This window comes from Pedococcus sp. P3_C7, from assembly GCF_056402615.1.
This window is the reverse complement of the sequence record NZ_JBFUHC010000009.1, coordinates 242,861-258,837: the sequence shown is the minus strand read 5'-3', so window position 1 is coordinate 258,837 and position 15,977 is coordinate 242,861. Positions and strand designations below refer to the sequence as shown.

The 15,977-nt window shown below is 70.2% G+C and carries 17 protein-coding genes; 10 read left to right on the top strand and 7 right to left on the bottom strand.

The window, feature by feature from the left end; genetic code table 11:
• Positions 1 to 7: 7 nt before the first annotated feature.
• Entirely contained in the window at positions 8 to 1,033 is a 1,026-nt protein-coding gene (locus AC1DS4_RS14015; protein WP_477632193.1) for a chorismate-binding protein, read from the bottom strand.
• Positions 1,034 to 1,068: 35 nt separating this feature from the next.
• Between AC1DS4_RS14015 and AC1DS4_RS14010 the strand changes: the two genes are divergently transcribed.
• From AC1DS4_RS14010 to AC1DS4_RS13975, 8 genes are all read left to right on the top strand, one after another.
• The gene (locus AC1DS4_RS14010) at positions 1,069 to 2,220 is read left to right on the top strand and encodes a CapA family protein (RefSeq protein ID WP_477632194.1); all 1,152 of its coding nucleotides are present in this window, start codon (positions 1,069 to 1,071) and stop codon (positions 2,218 to 2,220) included.
• Positions 2,221 to 2,319: 99 nt separating this feature from the next.
• Entirely contained in the window at positions 2,320 to 3,474 is a 1,155-nt protein-coding gene (locus tag AC1DS4_RS14005; RefSeq protein ID WP_477632195.1) for an LLM class flavin-dependent oxidoreductase, read from the top strand.
• A complete protein-coding gene (locus tag AC1DS4_RS14000) occupies positions 3,471 to 4,118 on the top strand; it encodes an FMN reductase (protein ID WP_477632196.1) in 648 nt (215 codons plus the stop codon). The genes AC1DS4_RS14005 and AC1DS4_RS14000 overlap by 4 nt, the downstream gene beginning before the upstream one ends.
• Positions 4,119 to 4,302: 184 nt before the next feature.
• Positions 4,303 to 5,748 (top strand): HNH endonuclease signature motif containing protein, encoded by a 1,446-nt coding sequence (locus AC1DS4_RS13995; RefSeq protein ID WP_477632197.1) that lies wholly within the window; start codon positions 4,303 to 4,305, stop codon positions 5,746 to 5,748.
• Positions 5,749 to 5,901: 153 nt separating this feature from the next.
• Entirely contained in the window at positions 5,902 to 6,945 is a 1,044-nt protein-coding gene (locus AC1DS4_RS13990; protein ID WP_477632198.1) for a trypsin-like serine peptidase, read from the top strand.
• A complete protein-coding gene (locus AC1DS4_RS13985; protein WP_477613050.1) occupies positions 6,942 to 7,625 on the top strand; it encodes a hypothetical protein in 684 nt (227 codons plus the stop codon). The genes AC1DS4_RS13990 and AC1DS4_RS13985 overlap by 4 nt, the downstream gene beginning before the upstream one ends.
• A gap of 3 nt (positions 7,626 to 7,628) precedes the next feature.
• On the top strand, positions 7,629 to 8,540 hold the full coding sequence (locus AC1DS4_RS13980; protein WP_477632199.1) for a hypothetical protein: 912 nt from the start codon (positions 7,629 to 7,631) through the stop codon (positions 8,538 to 8,540).
• 103 nt (positions 8,541 to 8,643) lie between these two features.
• On the top strand, positions 8,644 to 9,411 hold the full coding sequence (locus AC1DS4_RS13975) for an SDR family NAD(P)-dependent oxidoreductase (protein ID WP_477613052.1): 768 nt from the start codon (positions 8,644 to 8,646) through the stop codon (positions 9,409 to 9,411).
• 83 nt (positions 9,412 to 9,494) lie between these two features.
• Here AC1DS4_RS13975 and AC1DS4_RS13970 read toward each other — a convergent pair whose 3' ends face one another.
• Both AC1DS4_RS13970 and AC1DS4_RS13965 read right to left on the bottom strand, forming a co-directional pair.
• Positions 9,495 to 10,085, bottom strand: coding sequence for a hypothetical protein (locus AC1DS4_RS13970; protein ID WP_477632200.1), 591 nt, complete (start codon positions 10,083 to 10,085; stop codon positions 9,495 to 9,497).
• Positions 10,086 to 10,215: 130 nt separating this feature from the next.
• Entirely contained in the window at positions 10,216 to 10,725 is a 510-nt protein-coding gene (locus AC1DS4_RS13965; RefSeq protein WP_477632201.1) for a pyridoxamine 5'-phosphate oxidase family protein, read from the bottom strand.
• Positions 10,726 to 10,849: 124 nt separating this feature from the next.
• On the opposite strand from AC1DS4_RS13965, the gene AC1DS4_RS13960 reads away from it, so the two are divergent.
• Positions 10,850 to 11,305: a pyridoxamine 5'-phosphate oxidase family protein gene (locus tag AC1DS4_RS13960; RefSeq protein ID WP_477632202.1), complete on the top strand. Its 456-nt coding sequence runs from the start codon at positions 10,850 to 10,852 to the stop codon at positions 11,303 to 11,305.
• Here AC1DS4_RS13960 and AC1DS4_RS13955 read toward each other — a convergent pair.
• From AC1DS4_RS13955 to AC1DS4_RS13940, 4 genes are all read right to left on the bottom strand, one after another.
• Positions 11,283 to 11,936 (bottom strand): response regulator, encoded by a 654-nt coding sequence (locus AC1DS4_RS13955; RefSeq protein ID WP_477613056.1) that lies wholly within the window; start codon positions 11,934 to 11,936, stop codon positions 11,283 to 11,285. The two genes, AC1DS4_RS13960 and AC1DS4_RS13955, sit on opposite strands and share 23 nt — an antisense overlap.
• 98 nt (positions 11,937 to 12,034) lie before the next feature.
• Positions 12,035 to 12,982: a universal stress protein gene (locus AC1DS4_RS13950; RefSeq protein ID WP_477613057.1), complete on the bottom strand. Its 948-nt coding sequence runs from the start codon at positions 12,980 to 12,982 to the stop codon at positions 12,035 to 12,037.
• Between the two features lie 58 nt (positions 12,983 to 13,040).
• Positions 13,041 to 14,696, bottom strand: a complete 1,656-nt coding sequence (locus AC1DS4_RS13945) for a GAF domain-containing sensor histidine kinase (RefSeq protein ID WP_477613058.1) — start codon at positions 14,694 to 14,696, stop codon at positions 13,041 to 13,043.
• A 25-nt stretch (positions 14,697 to 14,721) separates the two neighbouring features.
• A complete protein-coding gene (locus AC1DS4_RS13940) occupies positions 14,722 to 15,363 on the bottom strand; it encodes a CBS domain-containing protein (protein ID WP_477632203.1) in 642 nt (213 codons plus the stop codon).
• A 164-nt stretch (positions 15,364 to 15,527) separates the two neighbouring features.
• On the opposite strand from AC1DS4_RS13940, the gene AC1DS4_RS13935 reads away from it, so the two are divergent.
• A complete protein-coding gene (locus AC1DS4_RS13935; RefSeq protein ID WP_477613060.1) occupies positions 15,528 to 15,953 on the top strand; it encodes an OsmC family protein in 426 nt (141 codons plus the stop codon).
• The last annotated feature ends 24 nt before the right edge of the window (positions 15,954 to 15,977 follow it).

Genomic DNA, 15,977 nt, shown 5'->3' with positions numbered 1-15,977 from the left:
GACTCGCTCACGCCTCCACCCTCCCAGATGCCAACCCGATGAGTCGCGCGGCTTTCACCCGTGTCTCCTCCCACTCACCGACGGGGTCCGATCCCCAGGTGATGCCCGCGCCCGTGCCGAACCGCAGCCAGCGCCGACCGTCCTCGTCCCGCTCTGCCCAGAACGAGCGGATACCCACAGCGAGTTCCGCCGTGCCCCGGTCGGCATCGATCCAGCCGATGGCACCGCAGTAGGGCCCCCGAGCCACGGTCTCCAGATCCGAGATGGCCTGCAACGCAGTGTGTTTGGGCGCCCCAGACACCGAACCCGGGGGGAACGTCGCCGCCATCACCTCGGGCCACCCCACCCCCGGGCGCAGCTCTCCCGACACAGCGGACACCAGGTGGACCATGCCAGGGTGCTCCTCGGGGCGGCAGAGGTGGTCGACGCGCACCGTCCCCTCCCGACAGACGTGCGACAGGTCGTTGCGGACGAGGTCGACGATCATGACGTTCTCGGCATAGTCCTTGGGCAGCATCGCCTCGAGAGTCGTCGCCGTTCCCTTGATCGGACGGGACTCGAGCCGGTCCCCGCCGCGCAGGAGGAACGCCTCGGGGCTCGCGCAGACGACGTCCAGGCCGAGGGACGGCACCGTGATCCGTCCCGCGTGGGGTGCCGGGTTGCCCCGTTCCAGCAGCCGCGCCAGGCCGTCGAGGTCAGCGCCCTCGGGGAGCTCGTGGGACAGCACCCGGCAGAGGTTCACCTGATAGACCGTGCCCGCAGCGATCCGCTCCCGGATCTCCGCGACCCCGTCGAGGTATGCCGCCCGGTCCAGGCTGCTCTCCCACTCCCCTTCGAGGGGCGACCAGCTCGCGGGTGTCGGGGGCGCGGCATACCGGGTGACGTCGGCGAAGCGGACGGCGGTGACGTCGCCCTCGAACTCGGCGACGACGGCCCAGAACCCCGACTCCAGGGACGCCAGGTCGTGTCGCACCTCAACGGGGCGGGTGGCGTACAGGTCGCCGAACAATGCGTGCCCCGTCGCCGCCTCCACGATGGCGATCCTAGGCCGACCTAGACTCACCGATCATGCGCCCTCTCGCCCCAGGTGTGGCCGCCCCCGTCGCGGCCCTGGCCGTGGTGCTGGCCGCGGCCGCCTGCGACGGTGCGCCACCCCCTCGTCCTGCGAGCACCCGGCCGCCCGCGAGTGCCTCTATGACGGCCGGTGGGACTCCGGTGACGACACCGGCACCGCCCACGACGACGGCGCGCGCCTCGGACCCGGGCACCCTGACGATGGCGTTCGCCGGGGACGTCCACTTCGAGGACTACCTCGCCCCGCTCGCCCGCGACCCCCACGGATTGGACGAGCTGCAGACCTCGCTCGGTGCAGCGGACCTGGCCATGGTCAACCTCGAGACGGCGATCACCGAGCGCGGCACCAAGATCGGCAAGGAGTTCCACTTCCGCGCTCCGGCGTCGGCGCTCGACACGATCAAGAGCGCCGGGATCGACGCGGTGAGCATGGCCAACAACCACGGCGTCGACTACGGACCCGTGGGACTCGTGGACACCCTGGCGGCCAAGATGTCGAGTCCCGTCCCGATCGTCGGCATCGGCAAGGACCAGGAGGAGGCCTTCGCCCCCGCGATCCTGCGGGCCAAGGGGCTCCGAGTCGCGGTGTTCGGTGCCTCCGAGGTCTTCGAGATGACGCTCGCGCGCTACTCGGCGGGTCCGGGCAAGGGCGGGATCGCCAGTGCGAGTCCGGTGGACCGGCTCCGGTCGGCTGTGTCGGCCGCGGCCGCGAAGTACGACCTCGTCGTCGTCTTCCTGCACTGGGGCCTGGACTACCAGGCGTGCCCCGACCGGCTGTCCGTCCAGACCGCCGAGGCGCTCGAGGGCGCCGGGGCCGACATCGTCGTGGGCGGACACTCGCACCGCGTCAACGGGGCGGGTTGGCTGGGGCGCGCCTACGTCGACTACGGGTTCGGGAACTTCGTCTGGTGGCGCAGCCGCGAGCCGGATGCCCGCTCGGGGGTGCTGACGCTGTCGATCGACGTCGATGCCGCCCGCGGCACCAAGCGCGGCAGGTTGAGTGCGGTGCGCAAGGCCGTCTGGACCCCCATGCTGATCGGCGCGGACGGCATACCGCGCGAGCCCGACGCTGCGAGCAGCGCCCGGTTGCTCAGGCTCTGGCAGCAGGCCGGCGCGTGCGCGCGTCTGGACGCCACGCCGGAGTGACACAGGCGCCTGCGCCCGGAATGAAACCCGGCGGCTCGCGGTTCATGTAGTTGAATTCGCAACTACTTATCCACCCAACTCACGAGGAGCGCGAGCCCGATGCAGTTCGGAATCTTCACCGTCGGTGACGTGACCATGGATCCGACCACCGGCACGACCATCAGCGAGCACCAGCGGATCAAGAACACCGTGGAGCTCGCACGCCAGGTCGAGCAGGTCGGGCTGGACGTCTTTGCCACCGGTGAGCACCACAACCCTCCGTTCGTGCCCAGCTCCCCCACCACCACGCTCGGCTTCATCGCGGCGCAGACCGACAAGCTCCTGCTGTCCACCTCGACGACTCTCATCACGACGAACGACCCGGTGAAGATCGCGGAGGACTACGCGACCCTCCAGCACCTCGCCGACGGCCGCGTGGACCTGATGATGGGCCGCGGCAACACCGGCCCCGTCTACCCGTGGTTCGGCAAGGACATCCGCGACGGCATCCCGCTGGCCATCGAGAACTACGCGTTGCTGCGCCGCCTCTGGACCGAGGAGGTCGTGACGGGGGAGGGCAAGTACCGCACGCCCCTGCAGTCCTTCACCGCCACGCCACGCCCGCTCGACGGCATACCCCCGTTCGTGTGGCACGGCTCGATCCGCAGCACTGAGATCGCGGAGCAGGCGGCCTACTACGGCGACGGCTTCTTCCACAACAACATCTTCTGGCCGATGAGCCACACCCGGCAGATGGTGGCGCTCTACCGTCGCAGGTTCGAGCACTACGGCCACGGCTCCGCGGACCAGGCCATCGTCGGGCTCGGCGGGCAGGTGTTCATGCGAGCCAACAGCCAGGACGCGGTGCGCGAGTTCCGCCCCTACTTCGACAACGCACCCGTCTACGGTCACGGACCGTCGCTGGAGGACTTCAGCCGGGAGACGCCCCTCACCGTGGGTTCGCCCGACCAGGTGATCGAGCGGTATGCCGCGATGGCCGACTCCGTCGGCGACTTCCAGCGCCAGCTGTTCCTCCTCGACCACGCAGGGCTGCCGCACCGGACAGTGATGGAGCAGGTGGAGATCCTGGGCACCCAGGTCGTGCCCGAGCTGCGGAAGATCGCGGCTGCGCGCAAGCCGGCCCACGTTCCGGACGCCCCCACTCACGCCAGCCGACTGGCCGCGGCGACCAGGCACGCCACCGAGCGCCCCGCCACGCACGCCACCACTTCCGCCACCACTCCCGCCACGCAGGACCTGGAGGTCACCCGATGAGCTCCCAGCAGACGAGTGCCCGGCAGATCGTCGTCGTGCAGGCCGGGCTGGGCCAGCCCAGCACCACGAGACTGCTCGCCGAGCGGCTGGCCACCGCCACCCAGGACGCCCTGCTCGAACGCGGCGACGAGGCGGAGGTGACCTTCGTCGACCTGCGCGAGCACGCCCACGACCTCGCCAACACCCTGCTGACCGGCTTCGCCACCGGCGGCCTACGCCTGGCCCTGGACGCCGTCCGCGACGCTGATGCGGTGATCGCCGTGACGCCGGTGTTCCAGGCGTCCTACAGCGGACTGTTCAAGACGTTCGTGGATGTCCTGGACGACTCGGCCCTGCGCGGCACCCCGGTGCTCATGGCGGCGACCGCCGGCACGGCGCGCCACTCCCTGGTGCTCGAGCACGCCATGCGACCGATGTTCTCCTACCTCAAGGCGGTCACGGTGCCGACAGGCGTCTTCGCGGCCTCTGAGGACTGGGGCACGGGCGGCACCGTGGATGCCGGCTTGTCGAGCCGCATCACCGTCGCCGCGGGCGAGCTCGCCGACCTCGTCACCGGCGGCGCGGCGCCTGGGTCGGCGTCAAGGGCCGCTCGGGTCGACGAGTTCGCCGATCCGGTGCCGTTCGAGGAGCTGCTCGCCCGCTGAGACGCGCTAGGAGCGGACGGCATTGACGTCATCACCGCCTCCGTCGGCAGACTCCCGAACCACGGCACCAACCTCACCTAGCACGTGGCACCGACAGTCCCATTGCGATGAATTCCATTGCGCTGCAACCAATTTCCCAGTTACGGCGCTTGCGAAGGAGTTCGAACACCTGTACGATTGCGACATGTCGATCAGCCCGATTGCCGAGCAGCGTGACGAGGTCCAGCGCGACCTCTGGGCGCGCACCGCGACCGTGGCCGGCCGGTTGAACCGCGCCCACGCGGAGCTGGTCGACGTCGCGGCCGAGCTCATCGAGGGCGACCACTGGGGCGACGGCGGGTTCCGCTCCCCCGAGCACTACTTCGTCGTCCGGGCAGGGCTGTCGCCGGCGCACGCGCGAGATGTGGTCGCGGTGGCGCGGCGGCGAGCCGAGCTCCCGACGATGGCCAGGTCGGTCGCGACAGGTGCCCTGTCGCTGGACCAGGCCGCTGTCGTCGCCCACCACGTGCCCGCGTCGCACCAGCGGTCGGTCGGTGAGCTGGCGGTGCACATGACGGTGCCGCAGCTGCGGCGAGCAGTCTCGCGACACGCGTTCACCGTTCCTCCTGGCGACGGTGACCCGGCGGAGCCCAACGAGCCGAGCTCGCCGACAGACGCCTCCGTCGCACAGGGCCACGCGGAACGTCGAGCCTGCGCGCGTCCTGAGCTGTCCATGCACTACGACCGCGACGGCCGGTTCCAGCTGCGCTACAGCGCACCGGCACCGATCGGGGCATTGGTCGAGCAGGCACTCAAGGAAGCCAAGGACGCGCTGTTCATCGCCCAGACTGGCGCGGCACCGCCCGAAGACACGAAGAGCGGGCAGGGCTCCAGTGGTGGCGAGGGGGCGTCCGTCGTCCCGCTGGTGCACGATTCCAGGGCGGACCGTCCCACGTACGCCGATGCCCTCGAAGAGATCGCCCACCGGGCGCTGTCGACCGTGACGTCGACCAGCCGGTCCAGTCACTACCGGGTCTATCTGCACCTGTCGACCGATGGCGCCTGGATCAACGGCGGCGGAGCGATCCCGCAGCGACTCCTGAGCCGCTTCCTCTCCGACGGCATGGTCCAGCCGGTCTGGGAGACCGATGGCCGGCCGGTCAGCGTGGGCCGCGCCATGCGGATCCTGCCGAGTCGGTCGCGTCGGCTCATCGAGGACCGCGACCGCGGCTGCCGCTTCCCGGGCTGCACGGCCACCCGGTTCGTCGAGATCCACCACCTCGAGGAGTGGGCATCGGGCGGCGCGACCGACGTCGACAACCAGGTCAGTCTCTGCCCGTTCCACCACGACGCCATCGACCGTGGCGACGTCACGATCAGCGGCGACCCCACCCGGCGCGACGGCCTGGTCGTCACCAACCGCTACGGACTCCCCGTCCGACCACCGACTCCAACTGAGCTTGCCGCCTCACCCGACAACTCCCCACGCGGCGCCCCGCAGGGCGGCGCTCCACCCGGAGCGGTCCGCGACGGCGAGCAGCCGGCATACCGACCACCCACCGGGGAACGCGCCCGCTGGGCTGACATCGAGATCCCACCCGACCGCGAACTGCCCCGACGAACCCACCTGCACGCCGTCTCTGCGGGCTGACGACCTCCGCGCGGTCCGACTCGTGCGGCGCGTTGCCCGATCGCCCCTACGTCATCTTGCTGATGCCCAGCGGGCGACATCGCGCCCATACTGAGGCATCTGCAGGGAAGCCCCTCCGACCAGCAGCAAGGACGACCACGGAGGCGTGCCGCGATGGCGATCATGAGTGCCCTGCCCGACCCAGCGCAAGGGGCAGACCCTACGGCTGCCCTGCCTGAACCCACGTTCACGCCCGGGCCGGCCACGGTCGAGCAGATCGAGGCAGTGCGGTCGGCGAAACGGGATGCGTGGCGGACCGAGCCGTTGGCCCGCAAGGTCGCGTATGCCAGGCGGCAGGGCGCACCGGTGGCCGGCAACGCATCGCCGACCGTCGTCGACGAGACCCTCGAGCGGATCTTCAAGAACGCCGACTTCCTGCCGGGGTGGTGGCTGGGCGCGGGCGCGAAGCGTGCCGAAGCCGTCGCGAAGCTCACCACCGCCATGGAGATGGGCACCGGTTTCCTCGTCTCGCCATGGGTCTTGATGACCAACCACCACGTCCTCGACTCGGCCGAGACCGCGGCGGACACCATTGCCTGGTTCCGCTACGTCGAGGACGAGGACGGCGCGAGCCAGCCCACGAAGGTGGCCCTCCAGCCCGAGCGGTGCTTCGTCACCAGCCCCGCCGACGACCTGGACTTCACCCTGGTCGCCGTGGCCCCGGTCGCGGGCAAGCCCCCGGGCGAGACGTTCGGCTACATCGCCATGCACGGCGGGGTGGGCAAGATCGTGAAGGGCCAGCCGGTCAACGTCATCCAGCACCCCCAGGGGCGGCACCGCGAAGTCACCCTGCGCAACAACACCTTCAGCGGTCCCCTCGTCGACGGTCAAGGGGTGGAGAACCCCAAGTACCTGCTCTACGACGCCGACACCGAACCCGGCTCATCCGGGGCTCCCCTGCTCAGTGACAGCTGGGAGCTCATCGGCCTCCATCACGCCAGCGAGCAGCAGCGCAACACCGAAGGCCAGTTCGTCGACCTCGACGGCAACCTCGCCGACGCCGACACCCCTGAGAACAAACGGATTTGGGTCGCCAACCGCGGCATCCGGATCTCCGCGATCGTCAGGGACCTGTCCGCACGAACCATCGATGCGAGCAACGGAACCGAGGCAGCGGAACTGGTCAGCCACGCGCTCGGACTGGGCGGGAACATATGAGCCGGGCACCGCTGTTGGTCCACGGGCGAAGCCGCATAGACCTCAGCGGGCGTCGACCACTGCAGGCACTGCTCGCCCTGCTGCTGGCGTCGATCCTGGTCGCCTGTGCCGGTTCCGGCGGTGGCGGGTTGGCGACCGACAGCTCGACGTCGGACCAGTCGACGTCCGAGCCCGGTCCCGAGCCGGCACCCACCCCAGAGGACACGGACCCCACCACCCCGGCTTCGTCGAGCAGCAACAGCAACCCGGCGATCTCCGTCGCACGCCTCCCGGTCGGCGGCGGATCCGCGCTGCGTGAGGACGACCCCACGCTGCAGTGCGCCGAGGTGTCCTGGATCGCCAACAACAACGGAGAGATCCCGCGCGGTACCGCGGTGGAGATCACCAGTCCCCTGTTCACCCCGAACGTCTTCAAGGTCGTACGGGGAGGATGTGGTTCCTCGCAACCCAACTGCGTCGGCTACATCTTCCGGTCGACCGCCCAACGCTGCGACCTGCTCGTCCGGCTGGTCGGGACGATCCCCCAGGACACCAGTCCGTCCGTGGGCTTCAAGGGCCTCGTCTACTGCCCACGCAACGACTCCCCCACGTGCCGGCAGTTCGTGGCAGCGCTCGGCGACCAGCCGCAGATCTCCGTCCAGCTCACCGTGCCACCATCCCCAGAACCCGAGACGACCTGACGGATGGCAACCGAGCCCAGCCGACCGGGGGCGCAGGACGACGACGCTCCCGGGAGCCCCAGCACCGTCGCCAGTCCTGACACCTCCGCCAGCACCTCCAGGCTGTCGTGGGACCGGGTCTACAGCTTCGCGGGCAACATCGTGGCTCCCGCGACCGCGCTCAGTGCGTTGCTCTTCTACTTCGGATACGTCTCGACGCGGGCGCAGTACCTCTACTTCGGCCTGGACGTCGACACCATCGGCCTGTCGACGCAGGCCTTCGTCATGCGCAGCCCTCAGCCGCTGCTGGTGCCGGTGCTCGTCCTGTTCCTCCTCGTGGCGGGTGGCGTCGCCGTCAACCGTTGGCTCGGGCCCCGACTGACCGGACACGCCCGGGCCACTCTCATCGTGGGCACGACCATCCTCGGCGTCGGGCTGGTGGTGCTGTTCTCGTACCCCGTCTCCGGACGGTGGACCTACTACCCGCTCGTCGCCCCCGTCCTCCTCGCGCTGGGAGCCGGCATCACGGCATACGCCATGGGGCAGCGGCACGGCACGGTCCGCCTGCGTGTCGCCCTGTGGCTCACAGTCGCCGCCGCGGTCTTCTGGACGAACGCGACGCTCGCGCAGTGGTCGGGCACGGGGCTGGGCCAGGAGCAGGCCGGTCGGCTCAACGAGCTGCCGAGGGTCGTCCTCGACACCCGCGAACGGCTCTACCTGCGCAATGCCGACGTCTCCGAGGCGGCCCTGCAGACGGAGGAGGGGCAGACCTTCCGGTACCGGTACCGCGGTCTGCGGCTGCTGGTGCAGAACGGCGACCGGATGTTCCTCGTGCCCTGCACCGAGCGAGTCACCCCATGTCCGTACCACCAGGGCAGCGCGACCCTCGTCGTGCGGTTCTCCGACAACACCCGCGTGCAGTTCCTCGCGCCCTAGCAGGACAGGTCGGTGAGCCAGCGCCGGTCCGCGGTGATCGCTGCGCGGGTATGCCGTGCGGCCACCGGTGTCGCGTGTGTTACCCGAGATCTAGATTGGTCGGATGAATGCACTCGACCGCTTCTCCCTGGCTGATCGGGTCGCCGTCGTCACCGGCGCGACCCGAGGCCTGGGCGCCGGGTTCGCCCAGGCCCTCGGCGACGCAGGCGCCTCCGTCATGCTGGTCGGACGAGACACCGCGGCGGCTGAAGATGTGCTGGACTCGTTGCGAGGCAACGACATCCGGGCAGACTTCGTGGCGGCCGACGTGACTGTGGCCGAGGACGTGCAGCGCGTCCTGGACTCGACCCTGTCCCTCCACGGCCGGGTCGACGTCTTGGTCAACAACGCCGGCGCCTGCGTCCACGCGCCGGCCCTCGACGTGACGCCGGAGGACTGGCGTGCGGTCATGGCCGTCAACCTCGACGCGGTGTGGACGTGCTCGCAGATCTTTGGCCGACAGTTCGTCTCGCAGCGCTCCGGGTCGATCGTCAACATCGGCTCGATGTCGGGGTTCATCGTCAACCGGCCGCAGTGGCAGCCGGCCTACAACGCCTCCAAGGCGGCCGTGCACCACCTCACGCGCAGCCTGGCCGCCGAGTGGGCTCCACACGGGGTGCGCGTGAACGCCCTGGCCCCCGGCTACATCAAGACGGACATGTCCCCCGTCGACGACCCGCAGTTCCGTCAGCACTGGATCGACGACGCCCCCATGCAGCGCTACGGCACCGTCGATGAGCTCGCCCCGGCGGTGATCTTCCTGGCCAGCGACGCGTCCTCGTTCGTCACCGGGTCCGTACTCGTGGCCGACGGCGGCTACACCGCGTTCTGACTCGGTGTAGCCGGGTCAGACGGCCGGGCACGACAGAGCCCCCGTTCCGGGGGAACGGGGGCTCTGGTCCTTGACCGGTCGGGCTAGGCGATCGCGGGCTTCGGCGCGGTGCGGCGCGAGCCGACACCGACCTCTTCCTCGACCGGTACCCGGCGCAGGTGCATGAAGCCGAGGAGGGCCAGGGCGATCATCGCCGCCGCGCCGAGGAAGGCGGCCCACGCGGCATACATCGCGATCTTGCCCATGGTGCCGAAGGCGTAGGCATTGAGCAGCAGGCCGCGCAGGGTCTCGCCCTTGAAGGCCAGGTCGACCATGGCCTTGGCTTTCGGGTCGTCAGGGTTGGCGCGGGCCGCGGCGCTCAGCTCGGAGTAGGTCTTGCCACCGGTCGACTCGTTGAGGTGGACCTTGATGAAGTGGTCCGCATAGGCCTTTGCCTGCGCACCCGTGGTGAGCTGCTGGCCGGCGTACTGCTCGAGGTAGGGCTTGACCAGCGGGTCGTTGAGCTGCTCGCTGCCCTTGGCGGGGAAGTTGATGTGCTGGGCCGCCAGCTGGGAGTGGACCTCGTTGTCCACGAAGCTGCTCGCCCACGTCATCAGTCCCCCGGCAACCAGGAGGACCGCGGCGACGATGAGACCGCCGGTCGTGAGCAAGGCGTCGAGTGTGCGTCGTCGCATGGTGGTGATTCCTCCAGTGGTGCTTGGCACCGTGGTATTGGTTCTGACAGAACAACTTTCGCGTGGCTGAGTGCGTCGGATCAGGGCCTAAGGTCCCGTCATCTCGGGGCGGGTTTGAGTTGGCCGCGGGTCACTCGTCTTGCCTCGTGTGCGGAGGGTCGGCGGAGACGTGCCCACCCCGCACGGCGAACCGACGTCCGGACACCGAGTCCGGGTGGATCCGCATGATCCGCGGCTTGGGAGCGTCGTGCCACGGGTACAGCGGCAGGCGGAGCGCGTCCAGCGCGTCGTCGAGGTCGTAGACCTCATGGGCGACTCCACGCACGACGACGCTCCACGCCGTCGCGTCACTCGTGTCGTAGCCGTCCACCTCGAAGGCGACGAAGGCGCCGTCGGATGAGGTGAAGAGAGTGCCGGACCCGGTGCGGAAGACCAGCGACCCGTGGTCGACGGCGTAGTTGACCGGGAAGATGTCGGGACGTCGGTCGTGGATGACCGCCGCGCGCCCGACCACCCCCTGCCGGAGCCTGGCCCAGCACTGGGCCACCGTGAGCACCTCCGCCGGGCTCTCCCCGGGCTGCTCGTGCTGCTCGTACGTGTGGAGCGAGGTGCGGTGCGTGTCGTCGCGGTGCGTGTCCATGGGTCCACAGTGACGCGCCCGGGTATGCCGTGGTCAGGGTCCAAGGTCCCTGTCGCCGGCCACTTCGCCGGACAACCCTGAAGGCAGAGGCCAGCGGCCGGCCGGCCCGAGCCGAGGAGGAGCCATGTCGTCCACCCCCAGCAGACGCACCGTGATGTCCGACGTCGTCAGGCCCACTGACCACACGGGCCTCGAGGTCCTCGACCTCGAGCAGTGCCTCTCACGACTGGCACAGGTCCCCGTCGGTCGCCTCGCCTTCCACCTCGACGGAGAGCTGGCCATCCTGCCAGTCGTGCACACCCTCGACGGGGTGGACGTCTGCTTCCGCACCGCGGGTGACTCCAAGCTCCAGGTCGCCATCGACCGGGACGTCGTGGCCTTCGAGGTCGACTGGTTCGATGCAGCCACCCACAAGGGTTGGAGCGTCCTGGTCCAGGGAACGGCCATGCTCGTCGAAGACGAAGCGGACGTGCGACGACTGGACTCGGTGGCCCGCATGCCGTGGGTGCCATCCCACGAGGGACCCAGCACCTGGGTGAGGGTGCGCACCCAGAGCATCACTGGTCGCGAGCTGGTCTGACTCCCTGCCCGGCGATGTAGACCGCAGCCTGAGTGCGGCGCTCCATCCCGAGCTTGGCGAGCACCGAGGTGACGTAGTTCTTCACCGTCTTCTCGGCCAGTGACAGCGAGTCACCGATCTGCCGGTTGGTCAGGCCCTGCGCGATGCAGTCGAGGATGCGGCGTTCCTGCGGGGTGAGGGCCGCCAGCCGCGGATCGGCCGGCTGCTCGTGTCCCCAGGCCTGACGGAGCCGCTCAACGACGTCGGGGGCCAGGAGGGACTCCCCCGCGGCGACCCGCCGGATGGACGTGACCAGGTCGGCACCGCGGACGTCCTTGAGCACGTAGCCGGCCGCTCCGGCCGCCACTGCGGCGGTCAGCGCCTGCTCGTCGTCGTAGGACGTGAGGATGATCGCGCGGATGCTCGGGTCGACGGACCTGACGTCGCGGCACACGTCGATCCCCGAGCCGTCTGGGAGCCGCCCGTCAAGGACCATGACATCGGGTCGGAGGGCGGGGATGCGGCGGCTGGCCTCGTGCGCCGACCCCGACTCACCCACGATCTCCAGGTCGTCCTCCACCTCGATCAGCTCGCGCAGGCCACGTCGCACGACTTCGTGGTCGTCGAGCAAGAACACGGTGATGCCCACCACTGATCACTCCCTCTCGTCCACGAGCCTACCGATGCGCGCAGTCGACGGAGGGGGACGCCACGTCCACACGGTAGCGGCGCTCAGGCCATCGGGCCGGATCACAGGGAACCCCGACGCACGACCACCACGGGGCTGGCCGAGCGACGCATCACGCCGTGGCTCACCGAGCCCACCATGAGGCCCGCGAAACCGCCCTTCCCGCGACTCCCGATGACCACCAGGCCCGCACGACGGGACTGCTCGACGAGGACGTCGTCGGCGCGCCCCTCGATGACGGACCCCGTGACCGTCAGGTCGGGGTCGACGGAGCGTACCTGCGCGATGGCCTCGTCGACGGCTGCGTGCGCCACCGACACCCACGGCTGCGCCGATGACGAGAAGGACACGTCGTCCGGTCCGTCGGGCCACGCCGTGACCGATGGCGCGCGCCAAGCGCTCACGACGTGCAGCGGTGCCTGCCACCTGCGGGCGAACTCGACGGCGAGGGCCACCGCGGCCAGTGCCGGACGGGACCCGTCGATACCGACGACAACCGGCCACGATGTGCCCGGGTGTCTCTCCGCGCCCTCGCCCACCACGACCACGGGGCACCGGGCGTGCAGGGCCACGGCGAAGGAGACGGACCCGAGGACGGCTGCCTGGAGGGCGCTTCGCCGGTTTCGCCCGACCACCACGAGCCCGGCCTCGCTGGACCGTGCGACCAGCTCGCCGGCAGGACCGCCGACGACCCCCACGGCCCCGATGGCACCGTCGGGGTTGCACGACCGGGCAAGGTCCACGCCCCGTGCGGCCGCCGCCCGACTGAGGCTCCACAGGTCGGGCACCGGGCGGATCACACCGGCGCCCACTGGCGTCTGGACTGGTGGATCGGAGGCGCTGAGGACGATGAGCTCCGACCCGAGCCGTGCGGCTTCCGTCGCAGCCCATTGAACCGCCGCCACGGACGCGGCGCTCTCGTCGAACCCGACGATGACCGGGGCACCGACGAGTCCGGTGGACGGAAGGGCGCGACCGGTCCTGGGTGGGCTGTCGAGGTGAGACGTCATGCACCGAGAATGCGCCCGGCGCACCGGTGAAGACAGGGGCGAAGGTCCCTGCGTCGGTTCAGCCCTCCGACAGGAGTGGGACCTCCCAGTCGAGCACCGTGCCGCCGGTGGCGACCGGAGCGAGCTCGAAGCGGCCCCCGCGGCCGTGCGCCCGGCGCGCGAGGTTGTCGAGCCCGGACCGGTTGGCGTCCGACGGCAGCCCGACGCCGTCATCCCGGACCCGCACCAGCACTGTGTCGGACACCTCGATGACGACCTCGGCCTGGCTGGCCCGGGCGTGCCGCGCGACGTTGCTGAGCCCCTCCCTCACAACCGCCAACAGGTCGGCCGCGATGTGCTCAGGAACGTCGGCGACGCTCCCACGCATGGTGAAGGACGGCGCGAAGCCCAGGCTCACGGCCGCGCCCTCGCAGATGGTGGTGACCTCGGCCGCAAGACTGCGGGCGTCAGGGGCGCGGTTGAGCGCAAAGATCGTGTGCCTGATGTCCTTGATGACGGCGTCGACCTCGTCCACTGCCGTCTCGATGCGTTCGCGGGCAGTCGGTTCGCTGGTCAGGCGACTCGCGGACTGCAACGACATGCCTGTGGCGAACAGCCGTTGGATGACGTGGTCGTGCATGTCCCGGGCGATCCGGTCGCGGTCCTCGAGGAGGTCAATGCGCGACTTCTCGCGTTGCGCACTGGCTGCGGTGAGGCCCACTGCCAGTCGCTGGGCGAAGTCGAGGAGGGGTGCCGAGATGCCACCGAGCTCGACAGGCAGCCCGTGGACGACCATCACCCCCAAGGCCTGCGGTCCGCCCGTCGAGAGGGGCACGACGACGTGGTCCGCCGCCGGGTCGGGTTCGCTGGGCGCCGCGGTCAGGGTGGCGCGGGTCTCCGCGTCATCCAGGATCGTGCCGACCCCGGCCGCCTTGGGTCCCGCCGACGCCACGACAACCAGGTCGCGACCGGTGGGCTGGGCGATCAGCGCGCCCTCGGCACCAGTGAGGACGAGGACGCGATCGACGGCGTCCGCGAGGACATCGGCCTCCGACCCGCCTGCCAGCAGGGCTGACACGAGGTCGCGGGTGGCCTCGCCCCAGTGTTGCTGCGTGACGCTGCGGTGGTAGAGCCGTGCGTTGTCGATCGCCACCCCGGCTGCTGCGGCGAGGGCGGTGAGGATCGTCTCGTCGTCCTCGCTGAAGCGCTCCGCGTTGCGCTTGTCGGTGAGGTACAGGTTGCCGAAGACCTCCTTGCGGATCCGCACCGGCGCCCCGAGGAAGCTCGTCATCTCGGGATGGTTGGCGGGGAAGCCGTAGGAGTCCGGGTGGTCGCTGATGCGGTCGACCCGCTGGGGGTGGGGGCTCGTGATGATCATCCCGAGCAGGCCCCGGCCGTGCGGAAGTGGACCGATGGCCGCCCTGTCCTCGTCCGAGATGCCGTGGGTGACGAACTCGATGAGCTCTTCCCCGTTGGGGCCGAGCACCCCCATGGCGCCATAGGTGGCGTCGACCAGCTGGCAGGCAGACTCCACGATCCGCCGCAGGACCGCTGCAAGCTCCAGGTCCGAGGTCACCGCCACCACGGCATCGAGCAGGGCCTCGAGCCGCTGCTGCGCCGTCCGCGCGCTGCCGGCCCGGGACCTCAGCTCGGCGATCAGGTCGTCGAGGTCGAGCCCGGAGAGCCGCGCGATGGTGCCAGGCCCCTGCGCCGGTTGCGTCTCCTGGTCTGCCACACGCCCCATCGTAGGGTGGCAGGCGTTACCCCGACCGGTGTTCGTCGGCCCGTCGATCCCCTGGGTCCGTCTCGACCTCCACGACCACGTCCCGGACCCCCGGACCTGTCGCCACGACGGACGCTGCGAGTCGCGCGTCGCTCCGGCCCAGCACCCCGGTGACAGTCACCACCCCACGAGCCACCGACACCTCCCAGGCAGGCCGGTCCAGCTCCGCCACGTCGCGGACGACCCGCAACCAGATGTCGGCGTCACGCGTGGCCAGGGCCCGGATGACATCGCTGCGGCTGACCATGCCCGTGAGCTCGCCGTGCTCACCCACCACCGGAAGGCTCTTCCACCCGGTGTCTGCCAGGATCCGCGCAACCTCCGACACGTCGCTCGCCTCGTGGGCAACCAGGGGGTCGGCGCTCATCACCTCGTGGACGGCGGATGGCCACGGCTCGGGCCGGCCGTCATCGACGGGCCGGAGGTGCGCCCGCGGGTCGGTCGCGACGTGGAGCCGCAGGATGTCGGCCTCGCTGAGGATGCCGACGACCCGGCCTGCGGCGTCCACGACGGGCAGGGCGGAGACGTGGTGCTCGGCCAGGACGCGCACAGCCGCGTCGAGCGCCGAGCCGTCCAGCACCGAGACCACGTCTCGGGTCACCAGCTCACGGACCAGCATGTTTGCCTCTTTCGATGGATGTCAGGGGTCTACTGCTTGGTACTCCAGAGTGGCTCCCGGACGGTCGACGCCACAGGGTCCTTCGTCCCTGCCCGTTGCGGTTGTGGGTCGAGCGCCTAGATTGGGCAGGTAGTCGTCCCACGTCCGCTCAGCAAGGAGTGCCCATGGCCACCACCCGCACCGCGTCCGCCCACTGGGAAGGCTCACTCATGGAGGGCTCGGGCCAGGTCGAGCTCCAGTCCTCCGGGATCGGGACGTATGCCGTGTCATGGCCCTCCCGCGCCGAGGAGGCGAACGGCAAGACGAGCCCCGAGGAGCTCATCGCCGCCGCGCACTCGACGTGCTTCTCGATGGCCCTGTCCAACGTGCTCGCCAAGGGTGGCAACCCCCCGACGTCGCTGGACACCACGGCCACCGTGACGTTCCAGCCGGGCACCGGCATCACCGGGAGCGCGCTGTCGGTCGTCGGGAACGTCCCCGGCATCACCGCCGAGCAGTTCGAGGAGGCGGCCCAGGACGCCAAGGCCAACTGCCCGGTGAGCCAGGCCCTCAAGATCCCGATCACCCTGGAGACGAGCTTCACCGGCTGAGGCCGGACGCTCGCCAGCCACGGG